Source organism: Aliikangiella marina (assembly GCF_007004765.1).
GTDB lineage: Bacteria > Pseudomonadota > Gammaproteobacteria > Enterobacterales > Kangiellaceae > Aliikangiella > Aliikangiella marina.
Window position 1 is genome coordinate 606,093 of record NZ_VIKR01000001.1, and the last position, 24,011, is coordinate 630,103.

General features: G+C 41.7%; 23 protein-coding genes and 1 tRNA gene. 14 read left to right on the plus strand and 10 right to left on the minus strand.

The genetic code is table 11. The features are described 5' to 3' along the window. The first annotated feature begins 57 nt into the window (after positions 1 to 57). Positions 58 to 861, plus strand: a complete 804-nt coding sequence (locus FLL45_RS02755; protein WP_142888250.1) for a hypothetical protein — start codon at positions 58 to 60, stop codon at positions 859 to 861. A 157-nt stretch (positions 862 to 1,018) separates the two neighbouring features. Here FLL45_RS02755 and FLL45_RS02760 read toward each other — a convergent pair. Continuing rightward, positions 1,019 to 1,095 (minus strand) — tRNA-Asn (locus FLL45_RS02760). 383 nt (positions 1,096 to 1,478) lie between these two features. Here FLL45_RS02760 and uvrB point away from each other — a divergent pair. Beyond that, entirely contained in the window at positions 1,479 to 3,482 is a 2,004-nt protein-coding gene (uvrB, locus tag FLL45_RS02765; RefSeq protein WP_142888251.1) for an excinuclease ABC subunit UvrB, read from the plus strand. A gap of 30 nt (positions 3,483 to 3,512) precedes the next feature. Here the strand turns inward: uvrB and FLL45_RS02770 are convergent, their stop codons facing one another. Next, positions 3,513 to 3,872 (minus strand): carboxymuconolactone decarboxylase family protein, encoded by a 360-nt coding sequence (locus FLL45_RS02770; protein ID WP_142888252.1) that lies wholly within the window; start codon positions 3,870 to 3,872, stop codon positions 3,513 to 3,515. 409 nt (positions 3,873 to 4,281) lie between these two features. Here FLL45_RS02770 and FLL45_RS02775 point away from each other — a divergent pair, with 409 nt between their 5' ends. From FLL45_RS02775 to FLL45_RS02795, 5 genes are all read left to right on the plus strand, one after another. Further along, positions 4,282 to 6,000: a pentapeptide repeat-containing protein gene (locus tag FLL45_RS02775; protein ID WP_185964297.1), complete on the plus strand. Its 1,719-nt coding sequence runs from the start codon at positions 4,282 to 4,284 to the stop codon at positions 5,998 to 6,000. Next, entirely contained in the window at positions 5,997 to 6,896 is a 900-nt protein-coding gene (locus FLL45_RS02780) for a TolB-like translocation protein (RefSeq protein WP_142888254.1), read from the plus strand. The genes FLL45_RS02775 and FLL45_RS02780 overlap by 4 nt, the downstream gene beginning before the upstream one ends. Positions 6,897 to 7,009: 113 nt before the next feature. Then, positions 7,010 to 8,275: a cyclic di-GMP phosphodiesterase gene (locus FLL45_RS02785; protein WP_142888255.1), complete on the plus strand. Its 1,266-nt coding sequence runs from the start codon at positions 7,010 to 7,012 to the stop codon at positions 8,273 to 8,275. A 250-nt stretch (positions 8,276 to 8,525) separates the two neighbouring features. Next, positions 8,526 to 10,832, plus strand: a complete 2,307-nt coding sequence (locus FLL45_RS02790) for a carbohydrate binding family 9 domain-containing protein (RefSeq protein ID WP_142888256.1) — start codon at positions 8,526 to 8,528, stop codon at positions 10,830 to 10,832. Positions 10,833 to 10,963: 131 nt separating this feature from the next. Further along, positions 10,964 to 11,785: a DUF481 domain-containing protein gene (locus FLL45_RS02795; RefSeq protein ID WP_142888257.1), complete on the plus strand. Its 822-nt coding sequence runs from the start codon at positions 10,964 to 10,966 to the stop codon at positions 11,783 to 11,785. Between the two features lie 128 nt (positions 11,786 to 11,913). On the opposite strand, the gene FLL45_RS02800 is transcribed toward FLL45_RS02795, so the two are convergent. The 4 genes from FLL45_RS02800 to FLL45_RS02815 form a co-directional block, all read right to left on the minus strand. Further along, complete coding sequence (locus FLL45_RS02800; RefSeq protein WP_142888258.1) at positions 11,914 to 12,573, minus strand: MBL fold metallo-hydrolase; 660 nt, start codon at positions 12,571 to 12,573, stop codon at positions 11,914 to 11,916. A gap of 11 nt (positions 12,574 to 12,584) precedes the next feature. Beyond that, a complete protein-coding gene (locus FLL45_RS02805) occupies positions 12,585 to 14,795 on the minus strand; it encodes a tRNA(Met) cytidine acetyltransferase TmcA domain-containing protein (RefSeq protein WP_483923582.1) in 2,211 nt (736 codons plus the stop codon). 67 nt (positions 14,796 to 14,862) lie between these two features. Beyond that, on the minus strand, positions 14,863 to 15,276 hold the full coding sequence (locus FLL45_RS02810; protein WP_142888260.1) for a hypothetical protein: 414 nt from the start codon (positions 15,274 to 15,276) through the stop codon (positions 14,863 to 14,865). A 183-nt stretch (positions 15,277 to 15,459) separates the two neighbouring features. Beyond that, positions 15,460 to 16,038, minus strand: coding sequence for a superoxide dismutase (locus FLL45_RS02815; RefSeq protein WP_142888261.1), 579 nt, complete (start codon positions 16,036 to 16,038; stop codon positions 15,460 to 15,462). A 230-nt stretch (positions 16,039 to 16,268) separates the two neighbouring features. Here FLL45_RS02815 and grxD point away from each other — a divergent pair, with 230 nt between their 5' ends. After that, complete coding sequence (grxD, locus tag FLL45_RS02820) at positions 16,269 to 16,577, plus strand: Grx4 family monothiol glutaredoxin (RefSeq protein ID WP_142888262.1); 309 nt, start codon at positions 16,269 to 16,271, stop codon at positions 16,575 to 16,577. Between the two features lie 111 nt (positions 16,578 to 16,688). Here grxD and FLL45_RS22705 read toward each other — a convergent pair whose 3' ends face one another. After that, entirely contained in the window at positions 16,689 to 16,862 is a 174-nt protein-coding gene (locus FLL45_RS22705; RefSeq protein WP_185964298.1) for a hypothetical protein, read from the minus strand. Positions 16,863 to 16,939: 77 nt separating this feature from the next. Further along, positions 16,940 to 17,182, minus strand: a complete 243-nt coding sequence (locus tag FLL45_RS02825; protein WP_142888263.1) for a hypothetical protein — start codon at positions 17,180 to 17,182, stop codon at positions 16,940 to 16,942. A gap of 356 nt (positions 17,183 to 17,538) precedes the next feature. Between FLL45_RS02825 and FLL45_RS02830 the strand changes: the two genes are divergently transcribed. The 5 genes from FLL45_RS02830 (at position 17,539) to FLL45_RS02850 (ending at position 21,626) form a co-directional block, all read left to right on the plus strand. Continuing rightward, positions 17,539 to 18,339 (plus strand): SDR family oxidoreductase, encoded by an 801-nt coding sequence (locus tag FLL45_RS02830; RefSeq protein ID WP_142888264.1) that lies wholly within the window; start codon positions 17,539 to 17,541, stop codon positions 18,337 to 18,339. Between the two features lie 60 nt (positions 18,340 to 18,399). Further along, positions 18,400 to 20,223, plus strand: coding sequence for a DUF885 domain-containing protein (locus tag FLL45_RS02835; RefSeq protein WP_142888265.1), 1,824 nt, complete (start codon positions 18,400 to 18,402; stop codon positions 20,221 to 20,223). Between the two features lie 165 nt (positions 20,224 to 20,388). Beyond that, on the plus strand, positions 20,389 to 20,748 hold the full coding sequence (locus tag FLL45_RS02840) for a PilZ domain-containing protein (RefSeq protein WP_142888266.1): 360 nt from the start codon (positions 20,389 to 20,391) through the stop codon (positions 20,746 to 20,748). A 13-nt stretch (positions 20,749 to 20,761) separates the two neighbouring features. Further along, positions 20,762 to 21,127, plus strand: coding sequence for a PilZ domain-containing protein (locus tag FLL45_RS02845; RefSeq protein ID WP_142888267.1), 366 nt, complete (start codon positions 20,762 to 20,764; stop codon positions 21,125 to 21,127). 121 nt (positions 21,128 to 21,248) lie between these two features. Further along, the gene (locus FLL45_RS02850; protein ID WP_142888268.1) at positions 21,249 to 21,626 is read left to right on the plus strand and encodes a DUF4124 domain-containing protein; all 378 of its coding nucleotides are present in this window, start codon (positions 21,249 to 21,251) and stop codon (positions 21,624 to 21,626) included. A gap of 96 nt (positions 21,627 to 21,722) precedes the next feature. Here FLL45_RS02850 and smrA read toward each other — a convergent pair whose 3' ends face one another. Then, on the minus strand, positions 21,723 to 22,292 hold the full coding sequence (gene smrA / locus FLL45_RS02855) for a DNA endonuclease SmrA (RefSeq protein ID WP_142888269.1): 570 nt from the start codon (positions 22,290 to 22,292) through the stop codon (positions 21,723 to 21,725). Between the two features lie 138 nt (positions 22,293 to 22,430). On the opposite strand from smrA, the gene FLL45_RS02860 reads away from it, so the two are divergent. Further along, positions 22,431 to 23,069, plus strand: coding sequence for a hypothetical protein (locus FLL45_RS02860; protein ID WP_142888270.1), 639 nt, complete (start codon positions 22,431 to 22,433; stop codon positions 23,067 to 23,069). A gap of 39 nt (positions 23,070 to 23,108) precedes the next feature. On the opposite strand, the gene cysZ is transcribed toward FLL45_RS02860, so the two are convergent. After that, the gene (gene cysZ / locus FLL45_RS02865) at positions 23,109 to 23,849 is read right to left on the minus strand and encodes a sulfate transporter CysZ (RefSeq protein WP_142888271.1); all 741 of its coding nucleotides are present in this window, start codon (positions 23,847 to 23,849) and stop codon (positions 23,109 to 23,111) included. Positions 23,850 to 24,011 lie beyond the last annotated feature (162 nt).

Sequence of the window (24,011 nt, forward strand, 5' to 3'; positions counted from 1 at the left end):
ACAAGTCATTTGGCAATAGAATAGAATAAATTTACTAACAAAAGCAAAAGGATAAGCGTGAAAATTAAATTAATTTCTACATTAGTATTGGCCAGCTTGCTTTTATCTCCCGTCGCTTCATCTCAAGAAGAAGAGAAGCAAGATGCCGCTGAGCGTTTTAAATTAGGGTTCAAGCAGAAATTGCGCTTCTTTTTCGAGGTTGGTGCCCAGGGTGGTGGCGATTCCACGGCACCGCTACCACTATTTGTGCGCCAAACTAACGGATATGTCCAAGGCATTGATTTATCGGTTGTGGGAGCCTGGCAAGGCCTTCCATCAAATCTTGATCCTGTGTTTAGCGATTCGGTCGAAGCCGGTGGGCTATATAAACTAGCGTTTGGTGCTGAAATACCATTGTCCGGAGACTTTACACTAATGACCTCATTGGGAACTCAGTTCGATGAGGTTTATGGTGATCTACTTGACGGTAGCGGGGGAGAGGGTAGTTTTTCCTACTCGAGAACGACGGTTGAGTTGATACCTTTCTACAACATGGGTCGACACAGAGTAGGACTGGGCGCTGAATTACACCTTTCCCCGAAAGGTCGGTTTAAGGAGTCTGCGGTTAATCAATTTCGCCACGTTTCCACTTATACCTTTGATGACGCAGAAGGAATCGTTCTTCGATATGATTACTTAATCAATAAAAACTTGTCGATGGGGGTTAAGTTGACTCAAATGACTTATGATTTTGAGAGCGTCTCTACCTACTATGCCGTTGGCGGTAACGCAGTTGTTGATCAAACCTTACCGTGTATATCAAATTGTGAAGAAATCGTTACTGCTGATAGTTTCGGGATCCATCTAAGCTATCGATTTTAATCGTGGTAATCAAGCCCTGTTTACTTGAAATAAAGCTCGTTTGCAGGGTGAGGCGGTTTAAGTAGGAATAGGAATTACTGATAGAGTCGTCATTTTGCTCCGTCAACGCGAAAACAGTAAAAACAAAAAAGGCCGCTATCAGCGGCCTTTCTTAATTTGGCTCCCCCTCCCCGACTCGAACGGGGGACCTGCGGATTAACAGTCCGTCGCTCTAACCAACTGAGCTAAGGGGGAACAGTGCTCTCCTTGAGAGCGAGCGCAATAATAAAGAAGAATTCATAGCCGGTCAACTGTGAATTTTAAAAAAATTGAAATCTTTTAATTTGGAGTCAAAATTCGTTTAAATAATGCGCGAATCATGACAAATATGGTGCTTTTTTAGCCGTTAAACCGATTATCTATCGTATTGAATCGATCTGCGCCCGTTGCAAAATCAAACCTCAAAAAGTAGCAATGTCATCTTATCAAGGTTTAGCGAGGGTCGTAGGTGCCGGTAAGTGTAATAATTTGACTAACTTAACGAGACGATCGCTTCATTCATTTGCGGTAAACTCTGGCGTTCATCCTCAGCATAAAATAAGATATTGTCCCTCCACTGGTTAACGGGTTAGCTTTTTATGAGCGACATGTTTGATATTCAATCAAAATTTAAACCTGCGGGTGATCAACCTAACGCGATTGCTAAATTGATTGAAGGTCTTGAAGATGGTTTAAGTCATCAAACTCTTTTAGGGGTTACTGGCTCAGGTAAAACTTTTACTGTTGCTAATGTTATTCAACAAATTCAAAGGCCAACGATTATTTTGGCGCCTAATAAGACCCTGGCTGCGCAGTTATATGGTGAAATGAAAGCTTTTTTCCCCAATAACGCTGTTGAGTATTTCGTTTCCTATTACGACTATTATCAACCAGAAGCTTATGTACCGAGTAGTGATACATTTATTGAAAAAGATGCTTCAATTAATGATCACATCGAGCAAATGCGTCTTTCTGCAACGAGGGCCCTACTAGAAAGGCGCGACAGTATAATTGTTGCATCAGTGTCAGCAATATATGGTCTCGGCGATCCCAAACAATTCCATAGTATGGTGATGCACCTAAAACCAGGTGATGAGACAAATCAAAGGCAAATTTTAAGCAAACTCGCGGAACTGCAATTCACCCGAAATGATACTGAATTGCAACGAGCGACTTACCGAGTCCGCGGCGATGTCATCGATATATTTCCTGCAGAATCTGAGCGTCATGCAATACGAATCGAACTCTTTGACGATGAAGTGGATAGTTTAGCGAGCTTCGACCCTTTAACCGGAGAGGTTCTAAAAAAACTTTCGCGAGTAACCATTTATCCAAAAAGTCATTATGTAACTGCTCGTCAAACGCTTTTGGATGCCATTGAGGAAATCAAAATAGAGTTTGCTGAACGTCTCGAACAACTGCAAAAAGCGAATAAACTCGTTGAATACCAGCGACTTGATCAACGAGTTAAGTTTGATTTAGAGATGATGCGAGAGCTTGGGTATTGTTCAGGAATTGAAAACTATTCGCGATTTTTATCTGGTCGTAAACCGGGTGAGCATCCACCGACGTTATTCGATTATTTACCAAGCGATGCGCTGCTGGTCATTGATGAGTCGCACGTTATGGTTTCTCAAATTGGCGCGATGTACAAAGGCGATCGCTCACGGAAAGAAACGTTAGTGGAGTATGGTTTTCGTTTGCCTTCTGCTTTAGATAACCGGCCACTAAAATTTGATGAATTCGAGCGCTTAGCGCCGCAAACGATTTTCGTGTCAGCGACGCCTGCAGACTATGAAAAAGAGCACTCTGGTGAAATTGTCGAGCAAGTGGTTAGACCGACTGGGTTACTTGATCCTGAAGTCGAAGTTCGGCCAGTCGCTACTCAAGTTGACGATCTGTTATCGGAAGTCACTCAACGAGCGAAAATTGATGAACGAGTTTTGGTTACAACCCTGACAAAGCGAATGGCTGAAGATCTTACTGAATATTTAAATGAACACGGAGCCAGGGTGCGGTATTTGCATTCTGATATCGACACCGTGGAACGTATGGAAATTATTCAAGATCTCCGCAAAGGGGCATTTGACGTTTTAGTCGGAATTAATTTGTTGAGAGAGGGGCTCGATATGCCTGAAGTCTCACTCGTTGCGATACTAGATGCGGACAAGGAGGGCTTTTTAAGGTCGGAAAGGTCACTCATTCAAACTATCGGTCGAGCAGCTAGGAACTTGCGGGGGAAAGCGATTTTATATGCCGACAGGATGACGGGTTCAATGGAGCGTGCGATTGGCGAGACTAACAGGCGACGTGAGATTCAACATGCTTTTAATGTCGAGCATGGTATTAAACCGAAAGGTGTAGTGAAAGAAATCGCTGATGTCATGCAAACTGGCACCACCGATAGCAAGCAAACTAAAGCTAAGCGTAAAAGAGTTGCCGAAGAAACCAAAGAATATCTCGTCGATACGGCTTCTCATGCGGGCGAGTCAATTGCAAAATTAGAAAAGCTCATGCTAGAAGCCGCTAAGAATCTAGAGTTTGAAAAAGCCGCTCAGTATCGAGATCAAATTGCTGAGTTGAGGGAGACCATTTTTAAATAAATAGTCTCGATCAATGCCAACCCAGCGGATTTAAAGCGATGATTTTGCCTCTTCAAATAGGAATTCTAAACTTTCTGCCGCATGTCTCGCATGAGGGATAACAATCGATCCGCCAACTAACATCGCAATACCAATTGCTTCGTCGATCTGTTCTTTATTGAAACCCATCTTGACGCTGGTCTCTAAGTGATAGTCAATACAGTCATTGCAGCGTAGTACCATCGAAGCGACTAATCCAAGAAGCTCTTTGGTATCTGCAGGAAGCGCACCGTCTTTATAGGCTTGTTTATCGAGAGAGACGAAACGCTTGGTCAGTAAGTTGTCGGTCTCAAGCAGCTTGGCGTTGCCTTTGAGGCGCTTTTCTCTGAATTTCTCAAATTCATGGGACATAGTTGTAATCTCCTATTCAATATTGGTGCGAATAATAGCTAGGATATTATTTAAAAGGAAGACCGCCAGGTGTTTAATTCCTGTCATCGAATTGTGTTGAATATTCACCTCTATTTTGACTGGCTTGGCCTTGCGGGATAGAATAGGGGGTTGCTTCAGCGGCCGAAATCACTATAGCAAGGTCGACACAAGTGCTGTAGCAAGCTAGCCAAACTGAGAATAACGCTGAATCAAACCCTAATTTGTTTGGTTTAAATGATAAATATTAAACAAGTGTTAAACCGTGTCAGCGGCATCAATTAGGCTGCCAACGGTTAGACCAGTTAACAACTAAGATTATAAAAAACAAAGTAGCTAGAGTAATAATGGGTCAACCCAGTAAGGGCGACCTATTCTCATGGAAATACTTATGAATGAAGTGTTAAGCGATCCTAATTTTTTTATCAAACCAGAAAATTGGCAACGCTGGAAAGATTCCCACGGAAACAATGAAATCATCATCGAATCGATGGAGTTTCGTGATCTTGATTTCTCGCAATTAGACTTTTCTAATGTTCACTTTATTGGTTGTTACTTTGATTGTTGCTATTTTAAATCAGCCAATCTTATATCGACCAATTTTGGTCACTCGAGTTTTCATGCATGTGATTTTGCTGATGCAAAAATGATAGCGGCTAACCTGTCTCACGCCGAGTTTAAAAAGTGTAACTTCGATCGAGTCAACCTTTTGACTGCAGTGCTCAATGATACCTCTGTCATTAACTGCGACTTGAAAGATTTAGATTTACAGAGTTTTAATTTGATTGGCATAACGCTCGATTTGTGCGATCTTAGGAAACAAAATTTATCTGGAAAAAATTTATCTCGAGCCAGCTTGAAAAGGGTCGACTTGCGCGGGGCAAACTTAGAAGACACCATTTTTAACGGTGCGAATTTATCAGAATCTTTGATTCAAGGTGCAACTCTCACAGGCGCTCAATTTAAATCGGCTAATTTAAGTGGTGTCGATTTATCGGGCATGAATTTGTCTCGTCTCAATTTAGAACAGGCTATCTTACGAGGTTGTGATTTAAGAGACACTGATTTAACGGGCACCTATCTCGCCAAATCAGATATCAGTAATGCGAGTTTATTCAATGCTGAAACAATAGGTTGGGATATTCGAGGTATCAAATGTGATCTCGCCTTTTGGGACCGAGACTCGACTGTTAAGACCGAATATAAACCGCATGAATTTGAGCGAATTTATGCGGAGTCACTGGTTATTGAGCTAAAGTACGACTTCCGTTTGACAGCCAATGAAATTACAACTTTACCGATTCTAATTGACCATCTGCAAGCCTGTCACTGGGGAGTTGCTTTAAGATTAAAGAGTGTTAAAGATATTGCGGGCGGAGCGCTGGTGCAGCTCGTTGTTGATGAAGCCGGTAGCTATGCGTTAGATGATCTTGAAAACTCATTAAAAGAAGAAGCGAATCGTATCCAAAATGCGCAACTTGCGCTGCGTTCGGATCGTCACTTACAAAAAAGGTTTAAGGAAGCCATTGCTGGTATTAAGGATCAGTTTTGGCCTCGACTTCTCGAGCTTGCTGCCGAACATGAAATGGATCAGGTCAGGAATTTTTGTGTCTTGTTTATCGACTTGAAAGGTTTTACCCAGTGGAATGAGGGGGTAGTTTCAGAGAAACTTTCTTTGTTCCGTGGTCTCTTAAAGCCAGTGTTAGAACGATGGAAAGCAAGCTACCCCAATATGGAAGGTGATTCTTTACGAGCAACTTTCAGGAGCGCAAGAACCGCCGTCGAATGCGCTTGCATGATAAGAGAAGTGCTAATGGCTGCTGAATTTGAGTTGAGAATTGGTATTGATTTAGGTCAGGTATCGGTCGTTCACAATGAGGTTACTGATCAATCTGATTTAGAGGGTAGTGCAGTTAGTATGGCAGCAAGATTGGAATCGATGGCTGATGGTGGCGAAATAATTGTTTCCGAAAAAGTAAAGCATTATGCCGAGCAAGAGTCGAGCGAGTTTGTATTCTATCCTCGCAAGAGTCGCTTAACCAAAGGTATCGGCAGTAAAAAGGCCGGTGACTGGATTAATATCTATCATGTACAAAGGAAATTAGTTTGAATCTTAAAAAACGCCCTTATTGCCAATCCGCACGAGACCTATCTACTTTCATTTACGCTTTGTTTTTCTCCTTATCGCTGACTGCTGCCGAGCAACCGAACCATGACATCGTCCTTTTTGAGCTGAGCAAAAATGAGCAAGGTTTTTCGGTTGATAGTTTTCAGCAAGTTGCTTCCAGTCCGCACTATGATAACCAGCCGTTTTTTGCAGCCAATGGAAAAGATCTTTTTTTTACCCATATTCAAGGAACTAACGCTGACATTTGGAAGTGGGATGCAAAATCCGGAAAGACTTCAGTTTATGCTAAAACCGAATTAAGTGAATATTCTCCGACAGTTATCCCTTTTGAACAAACAAGCTTGTCCACCGTAAGAGTTGAAGCAGATGGAACCCAACGATTATGGAAGTTGGATAAAACTGGCGAGTTTTCAATGGTATTCGGAGCCATCAAGCCCGTAGGCTATCACGCCTGGAGTGAACAAAATATAGCGATGTTTGTTCTGGGTGAGCCTCACGAGTTACATATCAGTCATTTTGGTTCGCAATCTTCAACTATCATCGATAAAGACATTGGTCGAAGCATGCATAAAGTACCGGGTAAAAATGCCATTAGTTATACGGTAGCTAAAAACAATAGGCAGATGCTCAAAGTCTATGATTTCGATGATAAAAGCATGACTGAGTACTTGTTATTGCCGGAAGACACTCAAGATTATGTTTGGTACGATGAAAGTACCATCATTTCGAGCAAAGATGGACAACTGTTTTATTCATCTATCCACCAACCCAGTTGGAAAAATATAGAAAACTTGTCTAAATTAGGATTAAGCCAAATCTCCAGATTGGCTATTTCACCTGATTTGAAAAAACTAGCAGTCGTTTATGTAAAGCCTTAGCAGTTGTGCGCTGTACCCATTTTGCAGCGCATTCGAGTATTTAAGTTGGTCTTACAGTGAAGATAGCTCAAATTCAGGTATCCGAAAAATTTTAGGGTTTCTGAATTGAAACAATGATAGTTGAAAAAGATATCTCCCAGTTAGTCGTCGGTTCGTTTGTTGTTAAAATCATCAAACAAAAGGGAAATTACAAACTCAAAAGTGCGGGTTTTGTGCGCGACTTTCATGCAATTGAAGAGCTGATTCATCAAGGCGTTAAGCGGGTCGCCATTGACACTTCTCGTCAGTTTTCCGAAGAAAAAAATAACCGTGAGAAACAAGCGAAAGAAGAATCTCTCGCAGACAATCAACCGGAAACTCATCCAGAATCTAACGTTTCGCAACAACAGAATAAATCGGCTAAATCTAATCAGACGGCGTTCCAACGTGAGGTACTCGTAGAGAATTTTTTTCAGGCCAAAGAACTATTCAGTGAAGCCAAATCCGTACAAGCGAAAGTGCTTGATGATATAAAGCAGGGAAGGCCAATCGATGCGGCTAGTGTCGTTGAGATGACCGACAAAACAATAGAAAGTATCTTTGAGAACTCCGATGCGTTAAGTTGCGTGATCAATATTCGTCACAAGGATGAGTACCTATTAGAACATTCGATTTCTGTTTCGGTCATCATGACGATTTTTGCAAAGTATCTCGGGTTTGACGTGCAGACGATAAGTGATTTAGCGGTGGGGGCCTTTCTGCATGATGTGGGTAAGATTAATGTCCCCATGCCGATCTTGAATAAACCTGGAAAATTAACGGAAGCCGAGTTTGAAATTATTAAATCCCATGTGGTTCATTCCGCAAACATTGTCAATGAGACACAGGGACTGAGCGAACTGAGCCGAGAGGTGGTGGCAAATCATCATGAGAAACTCAATGGTAATGGCTATCCAAAGGGAAAACGAGCTGAGCAGTTATCAAAGTACTCGAGAATGATTGCAATTTGTGACATTTACGATGCGCTAAGCGCCGAACGGGTCTATAAAAAAGGAATCCCACAGATAAGAGCATTCAAAGTGTTAAGGGAAATCGCGACTCGCGGTGAGCTGGATGCTGAGTTAGTCGACCAGTTTATAAAATGCATGGGTGTTTACCCGGTTGGTTCTTTGGTCAGGTTGACGTCAAATAAATTAGCAATAGTTGAAAAGGTCAATCAAGAAAATCCCGTCAAGCCGCTTGTAAGAGCATTTTTTAGTTTACAGCAAAATACATTCATTGAAGCGAAAGATATTGATTTGGCTGAAGATAAAAACCAACAAATCGCTCAGGGGGTTAGAGCGGATGAGTTTGATTTAGATATGAATAAAATAACTGAGTTTTTAATGATGCAAGGATGATTTTGATTGAGTCTCTCAGTTTTGCTGGTTTAATTAATCAAACAATCGGTGTTGAAATCATAAAATTAACTTCCCGTTTCAAATGGGCGATTTTGAACTTTAAATCTCCATATGAGGTTAACGCGTAACTAGTTAGCAATTAATAATTATTCGCTCAATAATGGGTTGATTATTTTTAGGGATTTGCTAACTTGAGCTAACTTTCCTGCGTCTGTCTTGATGAGACTCTTCAGAGAACAATAACTAAAAGATGACACTAGCTACTGGTAATCGAACTGGCGAAAGCGAGCCATCTAATATTATTTGCGGAAAACGATTTGTCCGGTTTTTTAGCTGTTTTATGGTTTGTCTATTGCTATGTCGACCACACGTTATTGAGGCTGCCGAAGACAAGTCTGAGATCACCGAAGTAAAAATTCCGAAGTTAACTGCCGAACTGTCCCTAGATGGCGAATTAACCGATAGTGTCTGGAAAAGCGCAAGGCAGTTTGATTTGAAGTTTGAAGTTGAACCAGCAGAAAATATTGTTGCGCCGCAAAAAACTGTTGCTTATTTGTTCGAAGATGGCCAAAACCTCTATATTGGAATCGAAGCTTACGATACCCGAGCCGATCAAATCAGAGCCTATTTGTCAGATAGAGACTCAATTCAAGCGTCAGATCACATTATCATTAAATTGGATACATTTAATGATTCGAGAAGGGCCTTCGAGTTTGCGATTAATCCTCTCGGTATCCAAGCCGATAGTATTATCGATGAAAAATCAGGCAATTCCGATGATAGTTGGGATGCAATTTGGTATAGCGCGGGCCGAGTAACTGATTCAGGTTACGTCATTGAAATCCAAATTCCGTTTAAGGCGTTGCGGTTTGAGGAATCAGACACTCTCAAGCGTTGGGGGATTTCTTTTTCAAGAATTTGGCCGAGAAATGTCATTCATGAGTTTTCTAACGCGCCAAGAGATCGAAATATTTCGTGTGAAATTTGTCAATACGACAAAATTGTTGGCTTCGAGAATGCGCAAGCGCCTACTAATATCACATTAATACCTTCGCTCACATTAGTAGAAAGTGAAGCTCGCGACGTTCAAGCCGCGGTGCCAGTTTGGACCGAGGTAGCCACAGAGGATAAGGCAAGCTTAGACTTCCGGTGGGGCATTAGTCAGGAAGCTTATCTTAATGCGACAATTAACCCCGACTTCTCCCAGGTTGAAGCCGATGCGCTGCAATTGGATGTTAATAATTTGTCGGCGTTGTTTTTAACTGAAAAGCGGCCATTTTTCCAGGATGGTGCCGATTTTTTTAGGAGTTGGAGTCGATTAGTATACACTCGAATTTTTGAAGAACCTGAATATGGTGTGAAGCTGACTGGAAAATCCGATCGTCACAGTTATGCCTTTATGGCACTTGAAGACAAACATACCAATCTTCTCATCCCTTACGAGTATGGTGCTGATTTAGTCAGGTTAGAAAACTATCAAAGTTCGAGTCAGATATTTCGATATTCCTATGATATTGGCGATAGAGGAAATTTAGGAACAACCTTTACCAACAGAGAGGCGGATGGTTTTCATAGTTGGATGTTAGGCATTGATGGAAAATACTGGTTTTCTGACAGCGATTTTATTCGTTTTCAAGTAATGAATTCTGAAACCGATTATCCGCAAGAGGTTCTCGCTTTAATGCCTTCACAAGCAGCAAGTATCTCTGGAAACGCCTATTCAGTTAACTACACTCATCAGCAAAGAGACTGGTCTTGGGATATTACTCATCATTACTTTGACGAAGATTTTCGAGCGGATGCTGGTTTTATCAGCTTCGGTAACTGGACGAGAAACGGCCTGAAAGTTAATCGCTTTTTTTATCCTGAGGACGAAAGTAGCTGGTGGAAAAAGTTTAGAATTACCGGTGGAGTTATTCAATCAGAAGAAATTGATGGGACACCAATCGAAGATTTTAATGAGCTAATTATTGAAACGAGTGCAATTTATCAATCACTGTTTGGTTTTCAAATAGTGCAAAATGATCTGACATACATTGATGAAAGTCTTTTGAATCAGGCTCAGACCTCGTTTGATTTGCGGCGCTATGACGCATGGCTTGAGTTCCAACCGGTCGCAGGCTTAGATCTGCTTTTTGAGCGTATTTGGGGAGACACGGTAGATTATTCGAATGCTAATCCTGCTGAAGAAGATACCGTTATTGTCAGTGCCGATTATCAAATATCGGCTGCGGTTAACTCAGAGTTAGAGTTCATTACGCAAACTTTAGAGAGTCTCGGGACTGAGCTGTATACCGTAGATATTACGAATTTAAAGGTGGCCTACCAAATTAACGAAAATAGTTTTGTGCGTCTAACGCTGCAACACCAGGATTTAAAGTCTTCTGCCAATCGTGAGCGTCTTGCTTCTCAATTGATATATTCTTATAAAGTTAATCCTTTTACCTTGTTTTACCTTGGTTATTCGGATCGTTATCGAACTCAGATAGCCAGTAACGATCTTCTGAGAGACAGTAAAACGCTTTTTATGAAGTTTTCATATGCCTGGCAGCTATAAGAAAGCCATAGCAATTGGGTAAAGAGATGTTTTGCTCAGTCAAGATTACTGGTATCATGCGCGCTGTAGAGCTGTAGTATGAAGTTTATCTACTACAAAGAACTGTTTTAAGACAAAAAAGGAACTGTCATATGCCAATATCTTTACGTCCTTTAGTACCAATTTCATTAGCATTATTTGCGAGTCATCCTGTACTGGCTGATGACTATTTTATGTATTCTCCTGCAGAATCTGACAGTACTCAAGTCGATTGTGAAAAAACTGAAGAAGGTTGCAAAGGTAAGTGGGAAGCATCAGTTGAATTTGGTTATGTCGCGATCACTGGTAACCAAGACAGTAACTCATTAAATGCACGATTCGCTGTGTCTTACGAGGTCGAAAAGTGGCGCCATGAGGGAAATATCGCGATTGTTGAGAGTTCAACTGAAGAAAATATCTCAGGAACGGTGGTCGAAACTAAGGCAGAGCGGTTAACCGCACAAGCAAAATCTGATTATAAATTTAGTAAAAAAGGGTATGCATTTGGTATCTTAGACTATGATGACACCAAAGATTCAGGTTTTGAGTACCAAGCGTCTTTCGCTGCTGGTATGGGTTATAGTTTTATCAAAGATGATGAACATTCTTTGGATGGAGAGCTGGGTTTCGGTTCTCGTACAAGTAAAACCGAAGCAACAGATCTTTTACCATCGGATTCAAATAGTGAAACGATTACTCGTATTGCCGGTAAATACGTTTGGAAAATCAGTGAGCATTCACAATTTGAACAGAAACTATCAACAGAAATCGGTGAAGATAACACCATTACTAAGTCTTATTCAGGCTTATCTGCGAACGTGATGGAAAATTTAGCACTCAAGCTTTCTTACTCAATAAAAGATCAAACCGATGTGCCTGTAGGCAACGAAGAAACGGAGACTACAACTGCTTTTACAGTGGTTTATACCTTTTAAGGTTAATACCGCTTAATGGTGTTTAACAATAAGACTAGGATTTATATATCAGAAAGGGATTTTATTGTAAAACTGGTCTCGATTGACTGAAGTTTGTCGAATAAAAAATGGCGCGTTAGCGCCATTTTTTATGAGCTAATACCAAGCTTAGCGTCACTAACGTAGGGATTAGACAAGCGCTCGCTTGCAAAGTCTGAAATTCCACCATGACCAGAAACAAACCGAGTTTCTTTACCGAGTGGCCAAAGTTGAGTGGTGATCGAGTTGATAAGGGTATCAAAATCTCCTCTAGGAAAATCGGTCCTTCCGATTGATCCCTTAAAAAGCACGTCGCCGACAAATGCAAGTTTTGAGGCCGCGTGATAAAAAACAACGTGTCCAGGTGTATGACCGGGGCAAAATAGAACAGTTAGTTTTTCATCGCCGACACTGACTTCTTCACCACCCTCCAACCATTCGTCCGGATAGCAAACTTTAGCGCCACTAAATCCATAACTCTGTCCTTGTTTCTCGATACCCTCTAGCCAAAATAAATCCTCTTTATGAGGTCCGATTATTTTTACCTTCAGAGCCTCTGCTAAATCATGTGCACCACCTGCATGATCGAGATGACCATGAGTGAGCAAAATTTTACTAACTTGCACTTTAAAGTGGTCGATTGCTTGGATAATCTTATCGATATCGCCGCCCGGATCAACGACTGCGCCAATCTGTGTTTTGTCACACCAGATAAGTGAACAGTTTTGTTGGAAAGGGGTCACGGTAATGATCTCAACTCTTAGTGCCATTGATATAAAACCTATTCATTTAATTTTGTGAGCATTATTTTTAGTTCGTCTCTGATTGTAGAGATGATTTGTTTTTTACCGGTCAAAGATTGACTTAATCGAATATCATGCCAATCAAGTCCCTTGAATATGAGTTCGATAATTAAGCCATCTCTATCCTTTTTAAAGGTTAACTGATGATTTTCTATAAGCCAAGACAAATACCATCGAGCAATCTGAAAGTCGACATTAGATAGGTGTGACTGTTTATTAATGAATCGTTTAATCTCTGATAAATCAAATGATTCACTTATGGCTTTATTCTTTCCGAGGGATAACGCAATGGTTTTTAGTGTTAAGTAAACCACTTTTGTTTCAAGTGATTTTAATTGACGCGAAACCTTAAACAAGAAAGAATCTACAAATTTTGACTGTAGCGACTCAAAATCAGTTACCAATTTTGTTTCTCGGCCTGTTTGCAAAGGCTTCAATACTTCACTGGTAAAACTTCCCGATGACGACTCTTTAGCATTTCCAAACCTAAATAGCGCATAGTGATTTTTTATCCAAAAACCGAGGACCTTATCATCGACAGCAAAACTAGCGCCGATAAGTTCAAATTGATCAGCCGATAAACAAGTTTCCAATTTTTCTAAAAAGAGGCTACCGAACCCTTGGTTTTGCATTTCAGGGATAATCGCTATCCGCATAACCCGAGCAATTTTTCGCCTTGCCAAGGAAGTAACACCATAGTTCAAAACGATAGATTGCGGTAGGAGCTCTCCCTTACTCTCGCGTTTACCTTGGTAGAGTTTATCGATCGACTCATCACTAAGTTCACCTTCCGTTCTGACGAGACAAACGCCAATAATATGACTGCTGTTAGAATCGTTATTCGCTGTTTTCTGGTCTGCGCCATTATCAGAGGAGCAAAGACCATAAACCGCTAACCGAGGATCGGATAATAATCGCTCAAGATCATTGGGTCTAGTTTGGTAATGTGCGTTGACCAACAATGAAAATACTTGAGCTAAAGTGTAGTCATCTTCATTTAAAAGTTTTTTAGTAAGTTCTTTGATGTGAGTTTGCGAATAGCTTGCATTAAAACGACAAGCCTTAACAGGATAAGCCAGTAAAAATGTTGAATAGATTATTTTTTCGAGTTGATCTTCGCTGGACCAACGGATGGGAAGGTTTAACGCGGCAAATCGAGTTTGGGGCATGATTTTGAGTAGCTTTTCTTTAAATCTGACTTCAAAGCCTTTTCCATTGCCCTCATAACCCTCAGAAGTGGTCGAAAAAATAATTCGATTATACTGTCTGGCGAGTAAATCCAATTGTTGAACGGGTATCGCTGCCGCTTCATCAACAATTAACAAGTTCGCTTGAGGGGGTTGTTGAATAATTTGGTCAACGGGCATAAAAACGACGGAGCTACCATTGGAACAGACGACGTTATTTTTGGTCGTGTGGCTTACATGGGTATTAGCCGGCATTTTTAAATGTTGGTAGAAGCTATTTAAATTCGACAAACTTGGCGCTGTAATGAGAATCGTTTTATTTGGCTCTGCAATCAGTCTAGTGGCGGCTAATCCAAGCGCCGATGATTTTCCTCGACCTCTTGGCGCAGTCAACACGAGAGGGCGCTTAGCATGACCCATCGCAACACGACACATTTGTCCAACTATTGCTTGCTGCTCTTTGATGGCAAGATCAACAGAAGGAGTTTGTTGGCTTAACGGTGGAAAAAAATAGGTCTTGTCATCAACTATTATTGCGGCTGATTTGCGCGTAGTCGCAAATTTTAAGAATCGTTTTAAAAGCGCTTCAATTGGCAGAGATTGAATAAGAGCCGCTGAATTTTTTTCCAAATTCATTTCGGTGGAAGAGTGTAATTGAGCGGGTAGAAGGCTTTTTAAAAAGTGCATTGTTATTGGTGGTAGGTCGATGATCATTATTCCACCGCCGACTAATGAACCATTTAATCCAGTAAACAAATTACTATCGAACGAATCACGCGCATCAAATATTATCCCTTGCGTTTCTTGGCCCAGTAACTTTTGGAATTGTGTTTTTGAAAACTGTTGTGGAAGCTCCCTGGTATCGATTAGAGACTGTTCATTGGATAAAAGGGTGTGACGAATAGATTCGATCTTGCTCGGTGACACACAGGCTAATATTAACCCGCGCACTTGATTCCGACTTAATTGCGAATGCCATTTTTTTAATGATTCAGAAAACAACTACAAGTCACACTGCGATAATTAAAAAATCGAGTATAGCGGAATAATGGATAAGGCAAAATCCAAGTTAGGCACATTTTTTTCGATATCGCCACCTCAAATCGGCGAGTTTGGTTTTTAATAGATCGAACTCTTCTGGTTTTTGTCTTTTTGATAAGGCATTTTCAGTTTTTTGCAGGTCTTGTTTGATTTTTGTACAGATTGACTTTGCGCTTTTAGGAGCGGGTTTAGTCGCTTTCTTTCGTTGTTTTTGGGTAATTTGATTAATCGTAATATCAGAACGAATCCAGGTAACGGTTTTAAGCGGTTGTATCATTTGCTCGACATAGTCATCTTTTTGAGGTTGTCTATCAGAGAACACAGTGAGGCCTTCGGAGTCGGTATAGATATAAATCCTTTCAATTTTAGCGAACACTGACTCAGACGTTAAACTCACAATTAACGCAACGAGTAAAAAGTTAAATTTGATGATGGTTTTCATTGAGACTTCCTGTCTTAATTGTTTTGTTGATTAACAGCTTAGTGACTAATGCGAACAATTAATACGGGGAATGTCTTGTCTATCTGTAAGCGAATGCTGGATGAAGAAAGCGGAACGTCACTATGGTTTACCTCAGCGATTGACTGGTAATGGTAAACCACAGTGGCTCAATTGGGCAAAACTTTAAGCGGCAAAGTTATTTGAAACGAAATCCCAATTGATGATGTTCCAGATAGCGTCTAAGTAGCTTGGTCGAGCATTACGATAGTCAACGTAGTAAGCGTGTTCCCAAACGTCAATGGTGAGTAATGGTGTGTAGTCTTCAGTCAGCGGACAGCCGGCATTGCTCGTATTGACGATTTCAAGCTCGCCTGCTGAGTTTTTGACTAGCCACGTCCAACCAGAGCCAAAATTAGTGGTCGCTGAGTTGATGAATTTAGCTTTAAATTCGTCCATTGAGCCAAATGCAGCGTTGATAGCACCAACTAAGTCGTCACTCGCAGTTGTCGCTTGCGGGCTTAGGCAATTCCAGTAAAAAGTGTGGTTCCACACTTGAGCAGCATTATTGAAGATGCCGCCGTCAGATTTCTTGATGATTTCTTCAAGGCTTAAACCGGCGAAGTCAGTGCCCTCGACAAGCTTGTTTAAGTTAACCACGTAGGTATTGTGGTGTTTACCGTAGTGAAAATCGATTGTCTCTTCAGAAATAGTCGGTGCCAATGCATCCTTGGCGTAGGGCAGAGGGGGTAGTTCAAAAGACATTGAATGACTCCTTATCAGTCAGGATTATTAGAATTTCGCCGTTATTGTAGTCTGATTTTGTGACAGGTAACAGACAGTAGTGTGTAACAATATGAGATGTATAGAGAAATGCTATCAAATCTTTTTTTAATTCAATAATTAATCTCAAAGAGCGGCTTTTGATAGCGTGCGGATTTTAAAACATTTAAAATGCCCCAATAAACCTTATTTTCCAGTTTCAGAGGCTAGCCATGGATACGATTGATAAAATTAAGCAGCAAATTGAAGAAAACAAAATTATCTTGTACATGAAGGGGTCACCCGAAGCGCCGATGTGCGGATTTTCTGCACAGGCTTCGCAGGCAGTTATGGCGTGTGGTAAAGAGTTTGCTTATGTTGATATTTTGCAAAATCCAGACATTCGTGCAGAGTTACCTAAATATGCTAACTGGCCGACCTTTCCGCAATTGTGGGTCAACGGTGAGTTGATAGGTGGCTGCGACATCATGTTAGAAATGCATCAAAATGGTGAATTATCAGAAGTGATTGCTTCTGCTTAACGCAATCACGTTTAGGTTCTATTGACTGAGCAGTAAAAAAAGGCTTCCTATGGAAGCCTTTTTTGATGGAGATTCATATCAAAGACGAAGCGTTACCGTTTTCAGTAATCCTCAATCTAACCAGTGAGATACCTGGGTCAAGCCTGCCTTGTGGTAGTGGGTTGCTTGCTCTTCTATCGCTTTTATCGCCGATTCAATATCGTTGAAGTGGGTCGTTTCTGACTTTTTGCCATCTGCAATCTTTGATTCTTTTTTATTATTAGTTAATTGCTCGTTAGTGAACATGTAAGTCTCCTAAACCTTAATGGTTGTCCCCAAATGACTGCAGGTCGTGGTAGTTAAACGTTATTAGTGCAATAAAATTATGCGAAAGCTGTTTGAGAAAGCCCGAAAAAGTGTTTCGCTGTGTTGTTGATCTTGTTTTCGATTGTGTCGTCGCTATACCAGTCTTCTGGATAGGAGCCAATCAATTCAACATGTTCTTCGAGTAGCGGTAGAGATAAGTTCGCTTCGAGTGTTACGTCGGTTGCGATATGAAAGTTTGCGAGCCGGTTCTTGTCAGTGCCGAGACAAAGTCGGCCATTCTCAAGTGTGTACCATTTCATTGTTTTATACTCCAAATTGCATAGCGCCCTCGTTCGCTACTCAGCAAAGATACGGGGTACCGCCGAAGATTTCAATCACGATCGTTCAATTTGTGAACAAAGTCACACATCGTTAAGATTGCTATTTATCTAATGAAAACAGTGGGTTAGCTGTTGTTGTGACAATATTGATGTGAATAGTACCGAGGATAATCGACTCGCTAAATCGAAGAAAAACCTTGTACTGTGTCTTGCTCCGACTTGGTATCGTCATTTCTTGTTACAAGTAGAGGTGTTTTTCGGTATTCTCTTCCGATAGAGCGTTTTATACTTGAGCAAAAGAATAAAAAACAAACAACCGATAATGGGGCAGCAAATTGGATTTACGCAATCAAGTGGTTTGGATCACTGGTGCATCGTCAGGCATTGGTGCTGAATTGGCAAACCAGCTCGATAAAATCGGAGCAAAGTTGATTCTTTCGGCCAGAAACGAAGCAGCCTTGATTGAGTGGGTGAAATCATCACATCACCCGGACAATCATAAAGTGATTTCGTTTGATTTAATGAATATCGAGAGCTTTCCTTCGGTAGTGGCCTCGGCACAACAAGCGTTTGGACAAATCGATGTTCTCATTAACAACGGTGGTATTAGCCAACGTTCGCTGGCCTTAGATACAGAATTAGCGGTTGATCGGCAGGTAATGGAAGTCGATTATTTTGCGCCAGTTGCATTAACCAAGGCGGTGGTTCCGCTCATGATAACCCGCGGATCGGGGTTAGTCGTTAATATTGCTAGCGTAGCCGGGAAAATCGGTTCTCCGCTGCGAAGTGCATATGCCGGAGCAAAACATGCACTTATCGGGTTTATGGACTGTTTGCGGGCTGAGATTGCGAGTGCGGGCGTTCGTGTAGTGAATATCTGTCCAGGGTTCGTGCGGACTAACATCAGTTTTAACGCCTTAACCGCAAATAACAGCCAATACGGCCTGTTAGATGAAGAAATTGCAAGCGGTATGCCGGTCGATGAATTTGTCACCCTAATGCTGCGCAAACTGTCTTCGAATCAATCGGAGATTATTATTGCTTCAGGGAAGCCAAAACTTGGTTATCAGCTGCGGCGTTTTTTACCCAATCTCTACCATCGTCTGCTACCTAAGTTATATCAAAGACGAGGTTGATTTAACTAACATTCAAGCTAAACAATAAGAAAAATATCGACAACGAGGAGTTACCCAACCGTGAAAAAAATCTTTAAATGGATACTGATTATCTTACTGAGTGTATTGCTTTTAGGTGGCTCATTTGCAGCCCACGAATGGTACAGCAAGCCAGTATTTATTAATAATTTCTTTAACCGCTTTGCACTGAAAATGGTGTTGGACAATCCTGAAACGCTGACCTCATTGCGTTTTCTAGATGCTATGGGTATACGCGGTCACAATGATGACTTAGCCGATTCGAGTCCTGAATCAACGGAAAAGATGTTTGATTATATCGCCGAGGAATATGAAGTTCTCAAGCGCTACAACAATGAAGATTTAACTGAATCGGAAAGAATGTCGAAACGGATAGCGGAGTATCTTTTTTCTTTTGCTGAAGAAGCACGACCGTTTGTTAATCACAATTATCCGGTCAATCAATTATTCGGGATCCAGAACGGTTTTCCGACCTTTATGGAAGCCCAGCATCAAGTGAATGATTTGCGGGATGCAGAGGATTATGTCGCTCGGTTAACCAAGCTGCCGTTGAAGTTCTCACAGTCGCTTGAAGGCATTAAAAACAGAACAGAGCAAGGGATTATTCCACCGAAATTTGTCATCGCCAGGGTTGTTGAAGAAATGACTAATTTCGTCAATACCCCGATAGAAGACAATATCTTGTATGAGTCGTTAAAAGAGAAAATGGATAAGCTTGAAGATTTAACTGCCGAAGAAAAGTCCCAAGTACTCAGTCAGGCTAAGCTTGCCATCCAAAACGATGTGTATCCAGCCTACGAAGAAATGACGCGTTATTTTAGTGGCTTGTCCGATAAAGCGGATGATCGTGATGGGTTTTGGAAGTTACCCAAAGGAGATGAGGCATATCGGTTAGCCTTAAAGCTTTTTACAAGCACCGACTACACACCGGACTACATTCACAACGTTGGTTTACAAGAAGTAGAGCGTATTCAACAAGAAATATTAGCTATTCTCGCACAAGAAGGGTTTGAAGTTGCTGATGGCTTTCAACCAAGTATCAAAAGACTCTCAGAGCAGGAGCGGTTCTACTATCCTGATACCGAGGAAGGGCGCGAGCAAATTCTTGCCGACTATCAAAAAATTATCGACGAAATCGATGCCAACCTTGGAGATACATTCAACATTAGACCGACTGCGAAAGTTAAAGTTGAGCGGATACCACTATTCAAGGAAAAAACCAGTCCTGGGGCTTACTATAACGGTCCTGCCCTTGATGGTTCGCGGCCAGGGATTTTTTACGCGAACCTCTACGACATTAAAGCGACACCCAAATATAGCATGCGTACACTTGCCTATCATGAGGCCATTCCAGGACATCATTTCCAAATCGCGATTGCACAAGAACTGAAAGATATGCCGCTGTTCAGACGGTTTGCGCCCTTTACGGCTTACATTGAAGGATGGGCACTATATGCCGAAAGAGTTGCGTTTGAAAGTGGCTTCTTGGAAGACCCGTATGACAATATTGGACGTCTTCAAGCTGAGCTTTTCAGAGCCGTGAGACTCGTCGTAGATACTGGAATCCATGCTAAACGCTGGTCACGGGAAGAAGCTATCGAGTATATGATTGCCAACACTGGTATGGCCGAGTCGGATGTTATTGCGGAAATTGAAAGGTACATCGTAATGCCAGGGCAGGCTTGTGCTTACAAAGTCGGTATGATGAAAATTTTGGAGCTGAGAGCGAAGGCAAAGGAATCACTGGGTGACAAATTTGATATTGCTGAGTTTCATGATGTCATGCTCAAAAACGGCGCTGTTCCTTTAGATATATTAGAAGAGCTCGTGGAAACATACATCCAAGAGAAGCAAGCGGCCAGTTAAGGGTTTTAGCTTTCGAGATTTAAAAGGAAATATAGAACCGGATTTCTTAGTCGTAATCGTTCAAGTTAGGCGCGTTAATCTCATTAAGCAAATTTTGGCGCGCTCAACTATACTGTGTTTACAGTGAAATGACAGCGGTGTACATATCGTGAGGTATGCTGAATAATGGAAATCGGAGTCGATGACCTAAGAAGTCAGAAAAGATTAAAAGGCAGTCATGGGATTTTGATCAGCTATCCCAGCCAAGATGGCAGTGAAAAATTGGTGCAACATACCTGTAGCACCCAGGATATATCCGAAAGCGGTCTCAAGATTGTGGTGCGAAGACCTTTACCACTCGGAAAAGAGCTTCCAATTGAAGTCACAATTGGCGACGAGGAGGCCGTGTTTAAGTTTTATGGAGAAGTAAAATGGTGTTTGGAAGTTGATCCGACACCAACGTATTATGCAGGGATAAAGCTAACCCGAATAGTTGAAAATCAATATGAAAACTGGTTAGCTATTGTTGCTCGTGCAGAGAGCTAAAAGGGACACGAAGATGGCGGTAGAGTATCGTAGAGACGAAAGGATGAGCCGAGAAGAGAAGATCTTTATTGAGATTCTCTCTGCATCCAGTGGTGGTGAAAGCGACAGTGTGTTGCTCGAGTGCACGACCAAAGATATTTCCAAGAGTGGCCTTAAGGTCGAGTCTGAGTATCCATTTATACTCGGTGCGATCCTCGAACTGCTGATCTCATTTGAATCTGGCGGTTACAAATTCCTCCTTACGGGCGAAGTGAAATGGTTTGAAGAAGTCGCTAAAGGCCGTTATCTAGCTGGCTTTGAGCTACTTGAGGCTGAACACTCAGACATTATGCTATGGCAAAATATGTTTGAAGACTCAGTTGAAGTGGTGACCAAATAAGCGAGCTATTCAACTAGCTTTTCTAAATTTTGTGGGTTGTTTCCAAGTTGATGAATCGGAGTTTGCTATTCAAGTCGCGATTTAATAAGCTAACGCTTTCGCACAACAAATTGGTTTACTCATGTTTCGTAAGTTCCTCTTAGCATTAGTGTTATTCGCGTTGATAGTCGCAGGATTGCAAATTTTTGGCGGTCGCGACTTTGGGCAAATGAGTCTCGCCATGGATAAATACCAAAGTGGCGGCTCTTTTGGTGATTTTTTCGCAGATGTCGTCACGATATTTAAAGGGGACAAAGTCAAAGAGTCTATTTTTCCTCATTCAAGATACCGAGAAATGGTCATGTATCGCTGGAAAGACGAGTTCGGCGAAGTTCATGTCAGCGAACGACAACCCAATGTTGAAAACTACGAAGTTATTCGACTGGGCGATATGGATATTCAGATCCAAGAAAGTATGAGTGAAGAGGAAATCAAACAAATCCTCAAGAAAAACGATTAGGTTCCGTAAAAAGCAATTAACCCCGTTTAAATTAGTTGAAAAACTCACTCGCAACCGATTAGTCATCATTCCGTAGATGACTGATTTTTATGGTTTCTAGTCGTATTTCGCTTGGTTTATTCGGCGTGGTGCACTCGGTTTCTTAAGTAATACATAAACCGAACCAGCACCGCCATGTTGGGGTTGTGCTGAGTGGAATGCGGTGACCACATCGACTTGTTTTAACCAGTGATTCACATAACTCTTTAAGCGAGCTGGAGGGTTGCTCATGGCGCCCTTACCATGGGTGATCAGCAAAGTTCGATAACTATTATGATCGGCATTTTTGAGCAACTGGTAAACTTCGTTTCGCGATTCAGCAACGGTCTTTCTGTGTAAATCCAAATGGTAATCAACGGCATACTTCCCTTGACGTAACTTCTTAAAAACGCCCGGCTGAACGCCATCAAGTTTGAATGACAGGATCGCTTCTGGTTCGACGGGTTCAACCTCGCCATCGGTAAGGAAGTTCCGGTCTCTTTTACCGAACGATTGAGCGACTTTTTGTCGATAGTCAGTATTGAGCCCGTTAGATTGGGATTTATTGACAACTATTTTGTCTTGATTGAGTGGCTTAACGTCGGACATTTCATTCAGAAAGTCGTCGGTCTCGAAATCATTGTTCATTAAAATTCACTTACTGCTCAGTACGATTTGTGATTCGATATACAGTGTAAAAAATTAATCCACTTTGAGGAAGGTGCAAATTGTTAGGAATTTTTCTATAATCAACGCAAGCAAACCAGAAATTGCCGGAATTTCAATATGATAGATGGTAAATTTGATGTTGTATTTCGTGGTCAAATAGTCAAAAGTTTCGATATTGATACAGTTAAAGCGAATCTCGTCAAACTGTTTAAATCGTCACCCGAAGCGATTGAGCGCCTTTTTAGTGGTGCTGAAACCCCGATTAGGAAGGGGTTAGACTATTCGGCCGCAATGAAATACCAGTCAGCCTTAAAAAACGCGGGTGCGTTGGCCCTCATTAAGGAAGTCGAAGCAGAGCAGCCCAAATTACAGTCGGCAAACACTGGAAAAGCCTCTTTCGGCGCGCGAGATGAAGCGTCCGTACCTCAAGCTGAAAGTCAACAAGCACCGCAACAGCCGGCTGTTGCGGCTCAGACCGAAAGGTCTGCTCCAGCGACCGAACCAGCGGCAAAACCGCCTCAACAACCAAGCGCAGACTCTATTGATGGTGAACTATCAATGGCCGAAGTCGGTGCTCAAATTCTGCCGGACAAAGTTTATGAAAAGCGTGATGTCGACACCAGCAGTCTCTCGTTAGCGGCAGCGGGTGAGCGAATATTGCCTGAGAAGGCGCCTGAACATCACGATGCACCAAACATTGACCATTTGAAGATAACCGATGACACTACGCCAATTAGTGGAGAGCGTGAGCGTTAACCAATAATTGCTTAACGCTTCACCCGTCGAATCCAAAGCCTAGTCTCGATATTGCTCAAACCACATTGCAGTTGCCCCTGCTACCGCAACCGGCATGATAAGGATATTGACCACTGGGATCATCGTGATAAACATAATTATCGCGCCAAAACCAAAAGACCCCGCTTTTTTGCAGCGGACAATATCGAGTGCTCTCGCAAACGGAATTCGGTGATTATCCAAAGGGTAATCGATGTACTGAATAGCGGTCATCCAAGCATTGAAGATAAACCAAATGATGGGCGCAATTGGTCCAATGATAAAAAATAGCAGTAAACAGCCGATTGCGCGCGGTAAGTAGTAAGCGAGTTTCTTCCATTCTCGCCCCATCAGCCGGGGAATGTCTTTGAAGAAGCCCCCCCAAGAAAACGCTTCTTCACGATAAGTCTCTCCTGACAAATGGCGTTCTACCGCTTCCGACAAAAGCCCATTAAATGGTGCAGCTATCCAGTTGGCTAAAAATGCAAAAAGAAAGAAAACCATCACGAAAACACCGATAACAATGAGTGGCCAAAACAACCATCCAAGGTTTTCGACAAACCATTGCACGACGGCATACTCGCTTTGTTGAAGACTATCGTACCAACTTGCGAGATAGTCCATCGCAAAAAATGTCGCGACTGATAACAGTATCAGGTTGATTATTAAGGGAATAAAGACAAATCGGCGGATCCCTTTTTGCCAAATTAGTGAAAAGCCTCTGCTCAAATATTGAGCGCCACTAAAGCTAGATGTCTGCATAATTAAAAATTACTCGGAATTATGATTTTTTTTGATGTGTTTTAATTGAGAAATAATTTAAACTACTGCGTTCGATAAAACTAGCCGAAATTTGTAAGAGATTCGTTCGTCGGGGAATTCGTTAACGATGCGGTCACTTAATACGGCATAAGAAAGCAACAA